The sequence below is a fragment of the Billgrantia kenyensis genome (assembly GCF_013697085.1).
GTDB classification, from domain to species: Bacteria; Pseudomonadota; Gammaproteobacteria; order Pseudomonadales; family Halomonadaceae; genus Halomonas; species Halomonas kenyensis.
In genome coordinates this window covers 46,353-62,595 of sequence record NZ_JACEFT010000011.1, presented here as the reverse complement: position 1 = coordinate 62,595, position 16,243 = coordinate 46,353, and the positions used below count along the sequence as shown (strand labels likewise).

The 16,243-nt window shown below is 66.2% G+C and carries 15 protein-coding genes; 8 read left to right on the top strand and 7 right to left on the bottom strand.

The genetic code is table 11. The features are described from left to right. Positions 1–19 precede the first annotated feature (19 nt). From H1D44_RS10685 to H1D44_RS10660, 6 genes are all read right to left on the bottom strand, one after another. A complete protein-coding gene (locus H1D44_RS10685) occupies positions 20–1,639 on the bottom strand; it encodes an ABC transporter substrate-binding protein (RefSeq protein WP_181514848.1) in 1,620 nt (539 codons plus the stop codon). A 106-nt stretch (positions 1,640–1,745) separates the two neighbouring features. Then, positions 1,746–2,570 (bottom strand): shikimate dehydrogenase, encoded by an 825-nt coding sequence (aroE, locus tag H1D44_RS10680; RefSeq protein WP_181514847.1) that lies wholly within the window; start codon positions 2,568–2,570, stop codon positions 1,746–1,748. Between the two features lie 148 nt (positions 2,571–2,718). Beyond that, positions 2,719–3,642 carry an oxygen-dependent coproporphyrinogen oxidase gene (gene hemF / locus H1D44_RS10675; RefSeq protein WP_181514846.1) on the bottom strand — a complete coding sequence of 308 codons (924 nt, stop codon included), beginning with the start codon at positions 3,640–3,642 and terminating at the stop codon, positions 2,719–2,721. A 45-nt stretch (positions 3,643–3,687) separates the two neighbouring features. After that, positions 3,688–4,245: an L-threonylcarbamoyladenylate synthase type 1 TsaC gene (gene tsaC / locus H1D44_RS10670; RefSeq protein WP_181514845.1), complete on the bottom strand. Its 558-nt coding sequence runs from the start codon at positions 4,243–4,245 to the stop codon at positions 3,688–3,690. Between the two features lie 60 nt (positions 4,246–4,305). Next, the gene (dprA, locus tag H1D44_RS10665; protein WP_181514915.1) at positions 4,306–5,367 is read right to left on the bottom strand and encodes a DNA-processing protein DprA; all 1,062 of its coding nucleotides are present in this window, start codon (positions 5,365–5,367) and stop codon (positions 4,306–4,308) included. 59 nt (positions 5,368–5,426) lie between these two features. Then, positions 5,427–6,446 carry a LysM peptidoglycan-binding domain-containing protein gene (locus tag H1D44_RS10660; protein ID WP_422671662.1) on the bottom strand — a complete coding sequence of 340 codons (1,020 nt, stop codon included), beginning with the start codon at positions 6,444–6,446 and terminating at the stop codon, positions 5,427–5,429. 268 nt (positions 6,447–6,714) lie between these two features. Between H1D44_RS10660 and def the strand changes: the two genes are divergently transcribed. From def to H1D44_RS10625, 7 genes are all read left to right on the top strand, one after another. Then, a complete protein-coding gene (gene def, locus H1D44_RS10655) occupies positions 6,715–7,227 on the top strand; it encodes a peptide deformylase (protein ID WP_181514843.1) in 513 nt (170 codons plus the stop codon). 106 nt (positions 7,228–7,333) lie between these two features. Beyond that, the gene (gene fmt / locus H1D44_RS10650; RefSeq protein WP_181514842.1) at positions 7,334–8,320 is read left to right on the top strand and encodes a methionyl-tRNA formyltransferase; all 987 of its coding nucleotides are present in this window, start codon (positions 7,334–7,336) and stop codon (positions 8,318–8,320) included. Beyond that, complete coding sequence (gene rsmB, locus H1D44_RS10645; protein ID WP_181514841.1) at positions 8,320–9,669, top strand: 16S rRNA (cytosine(967)-C(5))-methyltransferase RsmB; 1,350 nt, start codon at positions 8,320–8,322, stop codon at positions 9,667–9,669. Before fmt ends, rsmB begins: the two co-directional genes overlap by 1 nt. 38 nt (positions 9,670–9,707) lie before the next feature. Next, positions 9,708–9,914 carry a dodecin gene (locus H1D44_RS10640; RefSeq protein WP_181514840.1) on the top strand — a complete coding sequence of 69 codons (207 nt, stop codon included), beginning with the start codon at positions 9,708–9,710 and terminating at the stop codon, positions 9,912–9,914. A gap of 113 nt (positions 9,915–10,027) precedes the next feature. Continuing rightward, positions 10,028–11,401: a Trk system potassium transporter TrkA gene (gene trkA, locus H1D44_RS10635; protein WP_181514839.1), complete on the top strand. Its 1,374-nt coding sequence runs from the start codon at positions 10,028–10,030 to the stop codon at positions 11,399–11,401. 43 nt (positions 11,402–11,444) lie between these two features. Next, a complete protein-coding gene (locus tag H1D44_RS10630; RefSeq protein ID WP_181514838.1) occupies positions 11,445–12,893 on the top strand; it encodes a TrkH family potassium uptake protein in 1,449 nt (482 codons plus the stop codon). 98 nt (positions 12,894–12,991) lie between these two features. Next, a complete protein-coding gene (locus tag H1D44_RS10625) occupies positions 12,992–14,236 on the top strand; it encodes a TraB/GumN family protein (RefSeq protein ID WP_181514837.1) in 1,245 nt (414 codons plus the stop codon). Between the two features lie 25 nt (positions 14,237–14,261). Here H1D44_RS10625 and H1D44_RS10620 read toward each other — a convergent pair whose 3' ends face one another. After that, entirely contained in the window at positions 14,262–14,681 is a 420-nt protein-coding gene (locus H1D44_RS10620; protein ID WP_181514836.1) for a transcriptional regulator, read from the bottom strand. Between the two features lie 182 nt (positions 14,682–14,863). On the opposite strand from H1D44_RS10620, the gene H1D44_RS10615 reads away from it, so the two are divergent. Then, positions 14,864–16,240, top strand: a complete 1,377-nt coding sequence (locus H1D44_RS10615; RefSeq protein ID WP_181514835.1) for a sensor domain-containing diguanylate cyclase — start codon at positions 14,864–14,866, stop codon at positions 16,238–16,240. Positions 16,241–16,243: the final 3 nt, after the last annotated feature.

The window sequence follows — 16,243 nt, the reverse complement described above, 5'->3', positions numbered from 1 at the left end:
TACACGGCTCGGAAAAGGCTTACCTGACCAGGCGGCCTTCGTCGTCCCAGGAGTAGCCGGCTTCCTCGAGCTCGGCCCGGGCGGCCTCCATGTCGAAGTCGAAGCGCTCGACGAAGGGGTCGTGCCAGAAGGTGTTGACCGGTGCGATCACGCTGGAGCCCACCTCGCCGCGACCGTCGAGCAGCACGTTGACCATGCGCTCGCGGTCGGTGGCCATGGTCAGCGCACGGCGCACGGCGCGGTCGTCAAACGGCTCGTGACGCAGGTTGTAGGTCATGTGGAAATAGCCGAAGTCCGGCACGTTGACCACGGTGAGATGGTCCTCACCCTCGGCCAGGCCGATCTGACCGGGCTCCATGCGCCAGGCGGTCACGTCGATCTGGCCGGTCTGCAGGCCGGTATAGACCCCCTCCATGTCGGCATAGATGATGAACTCGACGCCATCGATGGCGATCTCGTCGGCGTGGAAGTGGTCCTCGAACTTGCTCAGCGCCATGAACTCGCCGCGATCGAAGCGCTCGTGCACGAAGGGCCCGGAGCCGACGGTGGGAACCTGCGAGGGTGACAGGGTGGAGGCATCCTCGATCTCCTCCCACAGGTGCTTGGGCAGGATGGGGATCTGCGATAGCGAGATGCTGGCGAAGGAGGCGGAAGGCTCGCTCAGGTGGAAGTGAACGGTGCGCTCGTCGACCAGTTCGGCCCGATCCAGCGCCGCCAGGTAGGAGTTGAAGTAGCTGTAGTCCTGGTCGAGGTAGTAGTTCCAGGTAAAGGCAACATCCTCGGCGGTGACCGGCTCGCCGTCGTGGAAGGTCATGCCTTCGCGCAGGGTAACGGCCACGGTATTGTCGTCGACCTGATCCACCGACTCGGCGGCCCAGGGCAGCGGCTCGACATCGGCGGAGAGGCGTACCAGGCGATCGTAGTAGAGGCGCATCCACTTCCAGCCCCACACCGAGGTGGAGGCCAGCGGGTTGAGGTTGTCCGGCTCCTGGGGGCCGCCGATGCGCAGGGTGGCGCGATCACCCACCGGGCGCGCTTCCATCGGGCCCCACTCGCTGTAGAGCCCCTCGCCGGCCATGGGGTTGATGCCCTCGAAGGCATCGTGGTTGTAAGCGACTACCTCATCGCGATGGAACAGCACGACGAGAGGGGCGTCGGGCTTGTAGAGCTCCTGCATCTCGTGAACGATGCGCTGGCGCTCGTCCATGTCGAAGGCCTGGGACTGCTGGTCGAAGAGTGCGTCGAACTCCGGATTCTCGTAGCCCCCCGGGTTGTTGCCGCCAAGGTTGGACTGGCGTGAATCGAGGGTACTTAGGAAGAACTGCGGGTCGAGGCGATCGGTGCGCCCGCTCCAGCCGAGGATGGTGGCGTCGAACTCCTGGCGATCGTAGAAGCGCTCCAGCGCGGTACTGAACTCGGTGGGCTGGACGTTGACCTCGAAACCCAGCTCGCGCCAGCGATCGGCGATGATGAAAGCGGCCTCGTAGCGGATGGGATCGTAGGATTCGGTGGTGGTCATCAGATCGATGGAGGCGACTCGCTCCTGGGCCAGTGCGTGACCGGCGGCCGCCATCAATCCCAGACTCAGTGCAGCGGAAACGAGTTTGGTGGGCGCTCCGGCCCTGAACTTGTTATTCACTGAATTTTCCTCGGTTTGTAGTTGTTATTCATGCACAAGGCACCGCTTGGCATGAATATCTCCAAACAACACTAGGAAGCAGCGTTTAACTCGTCAACTTTTCGCTTCAACGTTTTTCCTCGAGCTCACGCCGGAGTGCCGCCCGCACCTGCCCCGTCTCGGGGCGCTTGTTACGCCACAGGAAGAACGACTCCGCCGCCTGCTCCACCAGCATGCCGAGTCCGTCGATAACCCGCGCCCCACGGGCCTCCGCCCAGCGCAGGAAGACGGTGGGCTCGGCGCCATACATCATGTCGTAGGCGCTGGCGCCGGGAGCAAAAAGCGCATCGGGCAACGGCGGCAGCTCGCCGGAAAGACTGGCACTGGTACCGTTGACCACCAGGTCAAACGGCCCCACGACCGCGTCGAAACCACCGCCCTGGATCACACCCAGGTCGGCGAAATCCGCCGCCAGCGCCGCGGCCTTGGCCGCCGTACGGTTGGCGATAAAGACCGACTTGGGTCGCGTGGCCAGCAGCGGCTCCAACACCCCGCGCACCGCGCCGCCCGCCCCGAGCACCAGGATGCGGGCGCCTTCCAGCACCACGCCGTGGTGCTTAAGGTCGCGCACCAGGCCGACGCCGTCGGTGGTATCGCCATAGGTGAGGCCGTTCTTGCCCAGCAGCAGCGTATTCACCGCTCCGGCCCGCCGGGCACGCTGGCTCAAGGTATCGCAGAGCCGAAAGGCCTCCTCCTTGAACGGTACGGTGACGTTGGCGCCGCATCCGCCCTGCGCCACGAAGCGCTGCCAGGCGCCGGCAAAGTCCTCCAGCGGCGCCTCGATCGCCGTGTACTCGAGCGCCTCGCCGGTCTGCGCGGCAAAGGCGGTGTGGATCAGCGGCGACTTCGAATGCGAGATGGGGTTGCCGAAGACGCAGTAGCGGTCAGTCATCAAGAAGCTCCTCATACATGGGGAAGCGTCTGAATAGCTATCGAGCGACATGAAGCTCAAGGCGCCCGGAGCGCAGCAACCGGAGCCTATGGGTTATAGGTGAGGATTGCGAGCACCGCGTAACGCAGCGATTCGGTCGCGCAGATGCTTAGTCAGCGCTTTCCCCCAGCCAGTCGCGGGGACGCAGATACTCTTCATAAAGTCGCGCCTCCGGGCTACCCGGCTCGGGCGTCCAGCCATACTCCCAGCGCGCCAGCGGCGGCATCGACATCAGAATCGACTCGGTGCGCCCGCCGCTCTGCAGGCCGAACAGGGTGCCGCGGTCCCACACCAGGTTGAACTCCACGTAGCGACCGCGACGATAGAGTTGGAAGTCGCGCTCGCGCTCGCTCCAGGGCGTGTCGCGGCGGCGCTGGACGATGGGCAGGTAGGCGTCGAGGAAGGCATCGCCCACCGCGCGCTGGAAGGCAAAACTCTTGTCGAAGCCCCACTCGTTGAAGTCGTCGAAGAACAGCCCGCCCACGCCGCGGGTCTCCTCGCGGTGCTTGAGATAGAAGTACTCGTCGCACCAGGCCTTGAAGCGCGGGTAGACTTCCTCTCCGAACGGCGCACAGGCATCTTGAGCGACCCGGTGCCAATGCATCACGTCCTCATGCACGGGATAGTAGGGGGTCAGGTCGAAGCCGCCGCCGAACCACCACACCGGCGCCTCGCCCGCCTTCTCGGCGATGAAGAAGCGCACGTTGCCGTGACTGGTCGGCACGTGGGGGTTCTCGGGGTGCAGCACCCAGGAGACCCCCACCGCATGGAAGCCGCAGCCAGCCAGCTGGGGTCTTGCGGCAGTGGCCGAGGGCGGCAGCCGGTCACCGAAGACGTGGGAGAAGTTGACCCCGCCCTTCTCGAACACGCGGCCGTGCTCCATCACCCGTGAGCGACCGCCACCGCCGGCCTCGCGCTGCCAGCTCTCCTCACGAAAGTCTGCGCCACCGTCCGCGGCGGCCAGTCCGTCACACAGCCGATCCTGCAGATCGAGCAGGTAGTGCTTCACCGTCTCGAGATTGGCCTGCGCCATGTCTCCTCCGTTATTCATGGAATGCAGCAGGTGACCGACAGCGGTTCAGCCGCGCAGCACCTGCCCGGTACGCAGATCGCGAATGGTGCTGGGCCGCTTGAGCCCACCGAGCTCCCCTTCGAGGATGGCATCGAGCTCGTCGCCGAAGGTCTCGCTAACCTCCTCGGCGCTCATGGCCGAGGGCTCGCTGGCCTTGTTGGCCGAGGTCGAGACGATCGGCCCGCCAAAAGCCTGGCACAGGGCAGTGACCCCGGGGTGGTCGCTGACGCGCAACGCCACGCAGTCGTGACCACCGCGTACCAGCGCGTGGGTGCGACCATTGTCGGGGACCAGCCAGGTGTTGGGGCCCGGCCAGCTGGCTACCAGCGGGGCATGCAGCTCTGGCGCCAACCCCTCGAGCCAGGGCGCGAACTGCCCGATGGATGCTGCCACCAGAATCAGGCCCTTGGCCGGATCTCGCTGCTTGAGGCGCAGCAGGTGCGCTACCGCCTCGTCATTGTCGGGATCACAGCCCAGTCCCCACACGCCTTCGGTGGGGTAGGCAATCACGCCGCCGGCGCGAAGTGCTGCAACGGCAGCTTCCAGGGAGTCGGCCAAGATCATGGGTCTCCTGCAAGGTCATGCGGTATCCCGCGGGCGCGGGGCATCGAAAAGCGTCTAATGCTAGCACGCCTGGGCGCTGCCCGGCAGGCGCACCCAGCCGCCTGGCGCCTGGGCCGCGCGGCCTTCGAGTTCAAGCTCCAGCAGGCGCCGCTGACACTCGGGCACGGCCAGGCCGGTCAGGTTCACCAGAGCGTCGAGAGGCGAGGGAGAATCGCTGAGCCAGCGCAGCAGCGGGTCGCCTTGGGCATCCGTGGGGCGAGAGTCTTGCGCGGCCGGCCGGGAGGGTGTCGGCACGGCCCAATGCGCTAGCTCTTCGAGGATGTCATCGACATGGCGCACCAGCACCGCCCCCTGGCGAATCAAGTTCAGGCAGCCTCGCGCCTGCTGATTGTTGATCGACCCGGGCAGCGCGAAGACCTCGCGATTCTGCTCCATGGCAAGCCGAGCGCTGACCAGCGAGCCGCTCTTCTCGGCCGCCTCCACCACCAGCACCCCTAGCGACAGCCCGGTGACGATGCGGTTACGCCGAGGAAAGTAACCGGCCCGGGCCCGGGTTCCAGGTGAATATTCCGAAAGGATCAGCCCGCCGTGCTCGATCAACTGGTGATAGAGCTTGGCATGGCGCGGTGGGTAGATGACGTCGACGCCACACCCCAGTACCGCCACGCTGCGGCCTCCGGCTTCGATGGCAGCCTGCTGGGCAGCACCATCGACGCCCAGGGCGAGGCCGCTAATCACACACCAGTCACGACTGGCCAGCTCGCGCCCGAAGGCTGCGGCGTTGGTCAGGCCGTCGCGGGTGGGCCGGCGCGAGCCAACGATGGCAAGCCCGGGCGGCTCGAGGGCGGCCAGGTCCCCCAGGCCCCAGAGCAGCGGCGGCGGGTCGGCAATCTGATCCAGCAACGCCGGCCAGGCTGGATGCCCCCGATGCAGCAGGTGACGGCCAGGCGCGGCAGCCAGCCAGGCCAGGTCGGCCTCGATAGCCTGAGTCAGCGGACTGCGTGCCGGATGATCGAGCCAAAGCCGCAGTGCCGTGGCGGCTTGACGCGGCAGCCGGGCCAGCCACCCCGCTGGCCAATCCGGCGCGGCTGCAATGAATTCGGCCAGCCGCGCCGCGCCCATGCCCGGCAGTTTCGCCAGCGCCAGCCAGTCCTTCTGGTTCGGCGCGCTGAGCTTCGCCTTCACTGCTGAGCCACCTCCATCCCGCGCCGGGGGTTATGCACACGATCACCGACCTCGAGGGTGCGAACGGCGCGCATCACCAATCCGTAGCTCACCTTCTCGTAGGGCCGAAACACCATGACCAGGCCGGCATCGGTGCCGGGCAGGCGCAGCGACTCGCCGGTGCGCGGATCGACGACCCGCTCGCCCTGCTGCTCGACCTGGAGCACATGTCCCGTTTCCAGGCCGTCACGCCGCCCACGGTCCAGTGCCACCACCTGAAGCCGGCCGATGAAGCGCACGCCGCCCGGCACCGCCAGGATGGTGCCATCGACGTCGTGGTCCGGCGCCCGCGGCAGAAATTCGCTGACCAGCTCGTACTCTTCCAGCGGCAGCACGATATCATCGTTGCGTACCTCCTGGTTGGCGGAGAGCAGCTCCATTACCGCGATGTCCCCTTCGCTGCGCTCGGCCCTGGCGCGCCCGATGCTGACCAGCTCCAGGCCCAGCAGTTCGCCGGTGGCGGCATCGCTGTAACGGTCGCCGACGCGATAGATTCCATAGCGCAGCCCGCGCTGCAGGTCACCGCGCACATAGATCCGGTCCCCGGCGCCGCTGATGATGCGCCGGTCGTCGCCGGCCACCACATAGGCCAGCTCATCCAGCGCCTCGGGGTCCTCGATGACGCGATGATCGCGCAGGAAATGGCGCACCGCGTCGAGGGGAATGGGCTCGATCGCCTCGCGCGCCGGAATTCGGCGCACTTCGGGCGACAGCCGCACTTCTCCCTGGCCGCGTTCGAGCCCCAGGCAGGGGCGACCGTTGCAGTCGTAGAGGTAGATCACGTCGCCGGGATAGATCAGGTGCGGGTTACGGATCTGCGGGTTGACCTGCCACACCTCGGGCCACTGCCAGGGATGGCTCAGGAAGCGCCCGGAGATGGCCCACAGGGTATCGCCCCGCACCACCGTGTAGCGCTCCGGCGCATCACTGCGCAACCCCTGGTCCCAACTCAGGCTCTGGGCCTGGGCGGCCGCCATCGACAGCAGCAACAGCGCAGCTGCACTGCTCCATGCAAGAACCCGCTTCAGCGGACTGCCTCGCTGCTGCTTGCAATCATCAACCATTCCCTCACTCCCCCTGCCCTTGGCTCTGCCCCGCCCGCTGCAGACTGCGCCGGGAACCGGCGTAACATGATATAGTCTAATTCTATCGAGTTGATATGCGTGCCAGCGGTTTTCCCCTGGCCCACTGCCCCCTAGAATAGGGGCAATCCCCGAATGACAGCATAACGGTGGTTCCAACGCCATGGCCAAAATGACTATCCTCGAGTTTCCCGACGAGCGGCTGCGCACCAAGGCAACGCCGGTCGATGCGGTCGATGACGAGGTCCGCCGGCTGGTCGACGACATGCTTGAAACCATGTACGACGCCGCCGGTATCGGCCTGGCCGCAACTCAGGTCGACGTCCATCGCCGCGTCATCGTCATGGATGTCAGCGAAGAGCGCGCCAATCCCCTGGTGCTGATCAACCCCGAGTACACGCCCATCGGCGAGGAGCGCGAGCTGATGTCCGAGGGCTGCCTGTCGATTCCCGAGTACTACGCCGAGGTGCCACGCGCTCTCAAGGTGCTGCTCAAGGCCCTGGACCGCGACGGCAAGCCCTACGAGCTCGAGGCCGAAGGCCTGCTGGCTCACTGCATCCAGCACGAGTGCGACCACCTCGAAGGGGTACTGTTCGTCGACTATCTCTCGCCGCTCAAGCGCGACCGCGTGCTGAAGAAGATGCAGAAACGCCACAAGCTGATGCAGACCGCCTGACCCAGCCTGGCAGGCATCCGAAGGCCGACGCTTCCGCGTCGGCCTTCGTCGTTTGCGGTCGCCTCCGTTATGATGGGGGCAACCGTCCATTGGCAAGGCTCGACCCATGTCCCGACCCCTGCGCGTCATTTTCGCCGGCACGCCCGACTTCGCCGCTACCAGCCTGGCTGCCCTGCTGCAAAGCCGGCATCAGCTAGCTGCCGTCTATACCCAGCCCGACCGACCGGCCGGCCGCGGCCGCAAGCTGACCGCCAGCCCAGTCAAGTCCCTCGCCCTGGAGCATGGCCTGCCGGTACGCCAGCCCGAGACGCTCAAGAGCACCGAAGCACAGGCCGAACTGGCTGCCTTCGAGGCCGACATCATGGTGGTCGTCGCCTATGGCCTGATCCTGCCCCAGGCGGTGCTGGATATCCCACGGCTCGGCTGCCTCAATGTCCACGCCTCGCTGTTGCCGCGCTGGCGCGGGGCGGCGCCGATCCAGCGCGCCATCGAGGCCGGTGACGGCGAGAGCGGCGTGACAATCATGCAGATGGACGCCGGGCTGGATACCGGCGCCATGCTGCTGATCAAGCGCACGCCCATTACTGCGGCAACGACCGGCGGCGAGCTGCATGACGAGCTGGCCCAACTGGGCGGCGAAGCGATCGTCGAAGCGCTGGATGCGCTGGCAGGCGAAGGGCTTGCCGCCACACCGCAGCCCGAGGCGGGCGTGACCTATGCCGCCAAGCTCTCCAAGGCCGAGGCCGAGCTGGACTTCGGCCGCCCCGCCACCGAGCTCGCCGCCAAGGTACGCGCCTTCAACCCCTGGCCGGTGGCCTGGTGCCACCTGGGCAGCGAGCGCCTGCGCCTGCTGATGGCCGAGGTCGGCACCGCACGCGATGACGAGCCCGGCAGCGTGCCGGGCACCCTGCTGGCGCCCGATGCCGATGCACTGCGCATCGCCTGCGGTGCGCGAGGCGACGAAGTACTGCGGGTGACCCAGGCGCAGCTGCCGGGAGGCAAGCCGCTGGCGGCCCGCGACCTGCTCAACGCCCGCCACGAGCGACTCCATCCCGGACACATCCTTGGACAGACCAACGAGGAGAGCGCCTGATGCATCGTTCCACGCCATCTACCCGCTCCGGCAAGTCGGTGCAGGACGGCGGCCAGGCGGTTCGCGCCAGTGCCGCCCGCGCCCTGGCGCCCGTGATCACCGCCAAGGGCTCACTCAGCGACCTCGACGACCATCAGGTGGTGATACGCGACCGCGCGCTGTTCAAGGCAATGTGCTACGGGGTCTGCCGCACGCTGCCCCGTCTCGAGGCACTGGCAGCGAAGCTGCTCAAGTCCCCGTTCAAGGCCCGCGACGCCGACGTTCAGGCGCTGCTGCTGCTGGGCATCTATCAGCTGCTCTATCTGCGCATCCCGGCCCACGCCGCCGTGGGCGAGACTGCCGGCGCCGCCCGCGACCTGGGCAAGGAGTGGGCAACCAAGGTCATCAATGGTTGCCTGCGCCGTCTCACCCGGGAATCCGCTGCGCTGCAGGCAGAGGTCGACAAGGATCCGGCGGTGGCGCTGCTGCATCCCCGCTGGCTGCTCAAGGCATTGCGACAGGCCTGGCCCGATGACTGGCGCGCGGTCTGCGATGCCAACAACCAGCCCGGGCCGATGACCCTGCGCATCAACCGGCGCCGCGGCGACCGTGAGGCCTATCTCGCCAGGCTGGTCGAGAGCGGTATCCAGGCCCGGCTGTGCACCCACTCCCCCGATGGGCTGGTGCTGGAGAAACCGTGTGATGTCCAGGCGCTGCCCGGCTTCGCCGAGGGCGACGTCAGCGTGCAGGACGAGGCGGCACAGCTCGCCGCCGAGCTGCTGGGTCCGGCGCTGGCCCCGCGACCGGGCGGCCGCGTGCTGGATGCCTGCTGCGCCCCCGGCGGCAAGACGGCGCACCTGCTCGAGCTCTTCGATATCGAGCTGATCGCACTCGACAGCGACGCCGTGCGTCTGGCACGAGTCGAGGACACGCTCGAGCGGCTCGGCCTCTCGGCCTCGTTGGTACATGCCGACGCCACCGCGCGCGACTGGTGGGACGGGACCGCCTTCGACGCCATCCTGCTCGATGCCCCCTGCTCCGGTACCGGCGTGATCCGCCGCCACCCCGACATCAAGCGGCTGCGGCGCCCTTCCGACATCATCAAGCTCGCCGAGCTGCAGGCGCGCCTGCTCGACAACCTGTGGCCGCTGCTGCGCCCCGGCGGCTCGCTGCTGTATGCCACCTGCTCGGTGCTGCGCGAGGAGAACGACGAGCAAGTTCGGGACTTCCTGGCCCGGACCCCGGACGCCAGCGTCACCACCCCCGAGGAGGTGAGCTGGGGGCACCCGGCGGGGGCCGGCCGCCAGCTGCTGCCGGAGCCCGACAGTCACGATGGGTTCTTTTATGCCAGACTGAAGAAGCAGGGTTGAACGCACCCTGCCATCGATCACTTGAGCAAGGAGCACCCATGAGCGATCACGTCTACAAGCATATCGAGCTGACCGGTTCCTCGGAGAAGGGCATCGAGGACGCCATCCAGCGAGCCCTCGAGAAAGCGTCTCACTCTCTCCACGGTATGCGCTGGTTCGAGGTGACCGATACCCGCGGCCACATCGAAAACGGTCGTGTCGGCCACTGGCAGGTCACCCTCAAGGTGGGCTTCACCCTGGACTGACTCCTCGCCGTGCACACCAACCTGTAACATCACCTTCGGCTGGTTTATGCTAGCCACGGATGCTGCGGCGCCATATCGGCGTCGCAGAGTCGTTTTGACGGGCCACACGACATATGAAGATCATCATCCTGGGCGCAGGCCAGGTCGGCGGCACGCTGGCCGAACATCTCGCCCGCGAGGAGAATGACATAACAGTGGTGGATACCGACGGGGAGCGGCTGCGCGAGCTGCACACCCGACTCGATATTCGCACCGTGGTGGGGCCCGGCTCCTATCCGGTGGTGCTGCGCCAGGCCGGCTGCGAGGACGCCGACATGCTGATCGCGGTGACCAGCGCCGACGAAGTCAACATGATCGCCTGCCAGGTGGCCCATACGCTGTTTCGCACCCCCACCAAGATCGCCCGGGTGCGCGCCACGGCCTACCTCACCCGCAAGGGGCTGTTTGCCCACGAGGCGGTGCCCATCGATGTGCTGATCAGCCCCGAACAGGTGGTCACCGACCATATCCGTCGCCTGATCGAACATCCGGGCGCGCTGCAGGTGCTCGAATTCGCCAGCGGCCTGGTACAGCTGGTGGCGGTGAAGGCCTACTACGGCGGCCCGTTGGTGGGCCAGGATCTTGGCTTCCTGCGTCGGCACATGCCCAGCGTCGACACCCGCGTGGCGGCCATCTATCGCCGCAACCGGCCGATCATCCCCAGCGGGGACACCGTGATCGAGGCCGACGACGAGGTGTTCTTCATCGCTGCCCGACGCGATATCCGCGCGGTGATGAGCGAGCTGCGCCGGGTCGACCGTGACTTCCGCCGGGTGGTGATCGCCGGCGGCGGCAACATCGGCGAACGCCTTGCCGAACACCTCGAGCACAGCCACCAGGTCAAGCTCATCGAGCATGGGCTGGAGCGCTGCACGGTACTCTCCGAGCGCCTCAACCGCACCGTGGTGCTGCACGGCAGCGCCACCAACAAGCGGTTGCTGGAAGAGGAGAACATCGAGGACTGCGACATCTTCTGCGCGCTGACCAACGACGACGAGGTCAATATCATGTCGTCGATGCTGGCCAAGCGCATGGGCGCCAAGAAGGTGCTGACACTGATCAACAACGCCGCCTACGTCGACCTGGTGCAGGGTGGCGAGATCGACATCGCCATCTCGCCGCAGCAGGCCACCATCGGCAGCCTGCTCACCCATGTACGCCGTGGCGACATCGTCAACGTGCACTCGCTGCGCCGCGGCGCAGCCGAGGCGATCGAGGCGATCGCCCATGGCGACATGCAGTCGTCGAAAGTGGTGGGGCGCGCCATCGGCGAGATCGACCTGCCCCGCGGCACCACCATCGGTGCCATCGTGCGCGGCAAGGAGGTACTGATCGCCCACGACGACGTGGTGGTAGAGTCCGGCGACCATGTGATCCTGTTCGTGATCGACAAGCGCCGCATCCGCGACGTCGAGCGCCTGTTCCAGGTCGGGCTGACCTTCTTCTGATGGGCGGCTCGATGACACCCCGCGTTACAGGGAACGGCACCCGATGAGCCTGCGAGTGATCCTGCGCATACTTGGCCTGCTGCTGATGATGTTCAGCCTGACCATGATGCCGCCGATCCTCGTCTCGCTGCTGTTCGGCGACGGCCAGTGGCAGGCATTCAGCATCGCCATCCTGATCACCGTGGTGACCGGCCTGGTGATGTATCTGCCCAACGCCAAGGCGCGCAAGGAGCTGCGCATTCGCGACGGCTTCCTGATCGCCGCGCTGTTCTGGAGCGTACTGGGGCTGTTCGGCTCGCTGCCGTTCATGTTGACCGGCGATGCCGCGCTTGCGCCGACCGATGCCGTTTTCGAGTCGTTTTCGGGGCTGACCACCACCGGCGCCACGGTGATCACCGGCATCGAGTTTCTGCCCGAGTCGGTGCTCTACTACCGCCAGCAGTTGCAGTGGCTGGGCGGCATGGGGATCGTGGTCCTGGCGGTGGCAATCCTGCCAACGCTCGGGGTCGGCGGCATGGCGCTCTATCGCACCGAGATCCCGGGGCCGCTCAAGGACTCCAAGCTGACCCCGCGCATCACTGAAACGGCCAAGGCGCTGTGGTACATCTACGCCGCGCTCACCCTGACCTGCTTCCTGGCCTATCTGGCCGCCGGCATGAACTGGTTCGACGCCCTGGGTCACAGCTTCTCCACCGTGGCCATCGGCGGCTTCTCCACCTACGACGCCAGCATCGGCCACTTCGACAGCGCCGCGATCGAACTGATCTGCATGCTGTTCCTGATCGTCTCGGCGATGAGCTTCAGCCTGCACTTCCTGGCCTGGCGCGGGCGTCAGCTCAGTCACTACCTGCACGATCCGGAAGCACGCTTCCTGCTGCTGTTCCTTGCCGGCCTGGCGCTGATCGCCGTGGTCTCGCTGTGGTTGACCGGCACCTACGATACCGAACGCGGACTGCGCCACGGCCTGTTCCAGGTGGTTTCCGTCGCCACCACGGCGGGCTTCGGCGTCGCCGACTTCGCCGCCTGGCCGGGGGCGCTGCCCTTCCTGCTGTTCATGGCGGCCTTCGTCGGCGGCTGTTCCGGCTCCACCGGTGGCGGCATGAAGGTCATCCGCATCATCCTGATCCTGAAGCAGGGCATGCGCGAGGTAATGCGCCTGATCCACCCCAGCGCCGTGATCGCAGTCAAGGTGGGCAAGGTCAGCGTACCCGACGGCATCGCCCAGGCGGTGTGGGGCTTCTTCTCGGTTTACCTGATGCTGTTCTTCCTGATGATGGTGGGCGTGATGGCCACCGGCGTCGATCAGGTCACCGCCTGGTCCACGGTGGCTTCGGCGCTGAACAACCTGGGCCCTGCCCTCGGCGAAGCCTCCGAAAACTACGGCGAACTGCCGCAGCTCACCAAGTGGATCCTGGTGGTCGCCATGCTGCTGGGGCGCCTGGAGATCTTTACCGTGCTAGTGCTGTTTACCCCCGCCTTCTGGCGTCGCTAGAAAAACGAGGATTCGCTACTGCACCTGTTATCCCACGTTTGGCCAGCCCGGGCGCATCGTGGATAATCGAACCTTCACTCTCTGCATCTTGAGCGTCCATGACCGATTCCCAGGACTCCATGACCGACCCGCGCCAGGAAGGCGCCTTCAGCGGTCCCCATCGCGTCGTCGAGGTGGGGGAAACCCGCTACACCCTGCTGGGTACCGCACACGTCTCGGCCGAGAGCGCCGAGGACGTGCGCCGCATGATCCGCTCCGGCGAGTTCGACGCCGTGGCCATCGAACTGTGCGATGCACGCCATCACAACATCAGCAACCCGGACGCCTTGGCCCAGCAGGACCTGTTCGAGATATTCCGCCAGGGCAAGGCTGGGATGGTCGCGGCCAACCTGGCCCTGGGGGCCTTCCAACAGCGCGTTGCCGAGCAGTCCGGGATCCAGCCCGGGGCCGAGATGCACGCGGCCCTGGAGGAAGCGCGACGCCATCAGCTGCCGCTGCTGCTGGTGGACCGCGACGTGGGCATCACGCTCAAGCGCATCTACGGCAACGTGCCCTGGTGGCAACGCATGTCACTGCTCACCGGCCTGCTCGGCAGCGTGATGTCCCGCCAGCAAGTCAGCCCCGAGGAGATCGAGCGCCTGAAGGAAGGCGACGTACTGGAGTCGACCTTCAGTGAGTTCGCCGCCGAGTCGGAAGCTCTGTACACCCCGCTGATTTCCGAGCGCGACCGCTACATGGTGCTGCGCCTGGCGGAGCAGGCCCCGCCTGGCAGCTACCGCAACGTGCTGGTGGTGATCGGCGCCGGCCACATGAAAGGCATGGTCGAGCACCTCGAAGCCCCCCTTCCCGAGGCCCCTCAGCCGGAGCGAGAAGCGCTGGAAGTGACTCCGCCGCCGTCGAAGGTGTGGCGCGCCCTGCCATGGCTGATCACGGTGCTGGTACTGACCGGCTTCGCCATCGGTTTTTCACGTAATACCGAGCTCGGCTGGCAGCTGGTCGGCGAATGGTTCCTGATCAACGGCGTCCTTTCGGGAGTGGCCACGCTGGCGGCCCTGGCCCACCCGATCACGGTGGTGGCCACCATGTTTGCCGCCCCACTGACCTCGCTCAACCCCACCATCGGCGCCGGCTTCGTCGCGGCGGGGGTCGAGCTGTGGCTGCGCAAGCCCAAGGTGCAGGACTTCTCGACCCTGAGGCACGACGTCACCAAGCTCAGGGGCTGGTGGCGTAACCGCGTCTCGCGCACCCTGCTGGTGTTCATGTTCGCCACCCTGGGTTCAGCCGTCGCCACCTGGGTGGCAGGCTTCAGGATTGCCGGCGCTTTGATGGGTGGGCCGGCCTAGCCGGCGCCCCCTCGCCGGGCTTTCGCTAACGCTTTCCCCCCTCTTCGCCCGAGCCGGCTTTGTCGGCATGGGCGAAGGCTTCGATGACCTGCGCCACCACCTTGCGCTGCTCTACCGGCAACGCAAGGTAGCGCTGCAGCACGCGGCGCTCCTCGGCGCTGATCGATGCATCCCAGGCGCCACGCGGCTCGTTGACCCGCTGGCGGCTCCCCTGGCCGTAGCGCAGCTCCTGTGGCTCGACGCCCAGCCACTCGGCCAGTACCTGTAGCTTTTCCTGCTGGGGCAGGGTTTCGCCGCACAGCCAGCGGCGTACCCCCTGTAGTGTCACAGGCTTGCCCCAGTAGCGCAGATTGAATTCCCGCTCCAGCACGGCTGGACGCGGTTCGTAGCCAGCAGCTCGCATGGACGCAGCCAGTCGCTCGGCAAAGGCGGTCTTTTCGTTCATCGATGGAATGTGCCGCGCGCACCGCACTCGCAGTTAAACCGCGGTTGAAATAATATCGCAACCAGTGGTTTACTTTAGTGATATCGGGTGCCTGGAAGCCCCGTGCCACCTTCCCGGGTGACACGGGGCGATACAGGGAGCGGCAGCCAACCCTCGCTGCCGAATACATAACAGGAAAAACCATGTCTTTCTCGCTTGAAAGGGAACTCGAGGCGAGCTTATCCCCCTCCGTGCCAGCTTCCGTCGGCACGGTGCAGCCGCATGGCTGCCTCATCGCTTTCGACAGTGACTGGCAAGGCATTTGCCTGGTCAGCGCCAATCTTTATCCCTTCTTCGGCCTGGCCCCCGCCAAAGCGCTCGGGAGGCCGCCCGAAACAGTGCTGGGCGCCAAAACCGCAACGGCCTTGGCAAGCGCATTGGCCAAGGGCGCTCCCGGAGTGACGATTCCCTCCGGTCGGGCGGCCTCGCAGTCTCTGTATGCCTCTACCCATACGACAGGCCAGCATGTCATTCTGGAAGTTGAGCCTCAGGCCGGCGAGAGCCATGAGCTGCCGGGGCTCGGCTACGCTTGGGGGGCACGCATCGCTCAAGCCGGTAGCGTTGATGAACTCCATGCTCAACTGCTCAGGGCCATGCATGTGCTGAGCGGTTTCGAAACCTGCATGCTGTCCAGTTCAGAACATGGCATGCGCAGCATGACGCATTGCACCAATGCACCGCTGATGATGATCGACAGCCAGGCGAGGCCCGTCGAGCTGCTTGCGACACCCGGCCCGCTCCCCGACCTGTCGTCCTGTCCGCTATGCCTGCCACCCTCCAAGCTACGCCCCTGGCTGACTCGCCGACAAGCTCGCGCGGCTCTCATCCTCGGACTCCAGAAGGCAGCTCCGGGTCGGCGCATGGTGGTGTGCCATGATCGTCAGCCACGCCATCTCGACCCACCGCGAAGGCACCTGCTGCTACAGCTCGTCCAGTTGGCTGCGCTACGCGAAGCGCTACTTCAGGAAAAACAGACCACCCGACAGCGCTACCGCATCCTGCACCAGCGCAATACCAGACTGCAGTGGCTGGCCAACACCGACCCGTTGACCCGGATTGCAAACCGGCATCGCATCGAACAGCTGCTCGAGACCAAGCTGGCCATGAGCCATCGCAACTCCAGCCCCTTGGCACTGCTGCTGTTCGATGTCGACCACTTCAAGCAGATCAACGACCTTCACGGCCATGAGGCCGGTGACCGGGTGCTGTTCGAAGTCGCTCAGCGGGCTCAGGCACAGCTTCGCGACAGCGATCATCTGGGCCGCTGGGGTGGCGAGGAGTTCGTTGTCGTCGTACCCGATTGCGACCTCGCGCAGGCACAGGAGCTGGCTTGGCGCCTGTGCCACGCCTTGGCTCGGCACCCAATCGAGCCGGCAGGACCGGTTACTGCCAGCTTTGGTGTCACCGTCAGCCAATCCGGGGATACTTCGCGAAAGCTGGTTCAACGTGCAGATCTCGCCATGTATCGCGCCAAGCGCGCGGGGCGTGCCTGCGTGCGAACCCAGGATACCGACCCTTGAGCC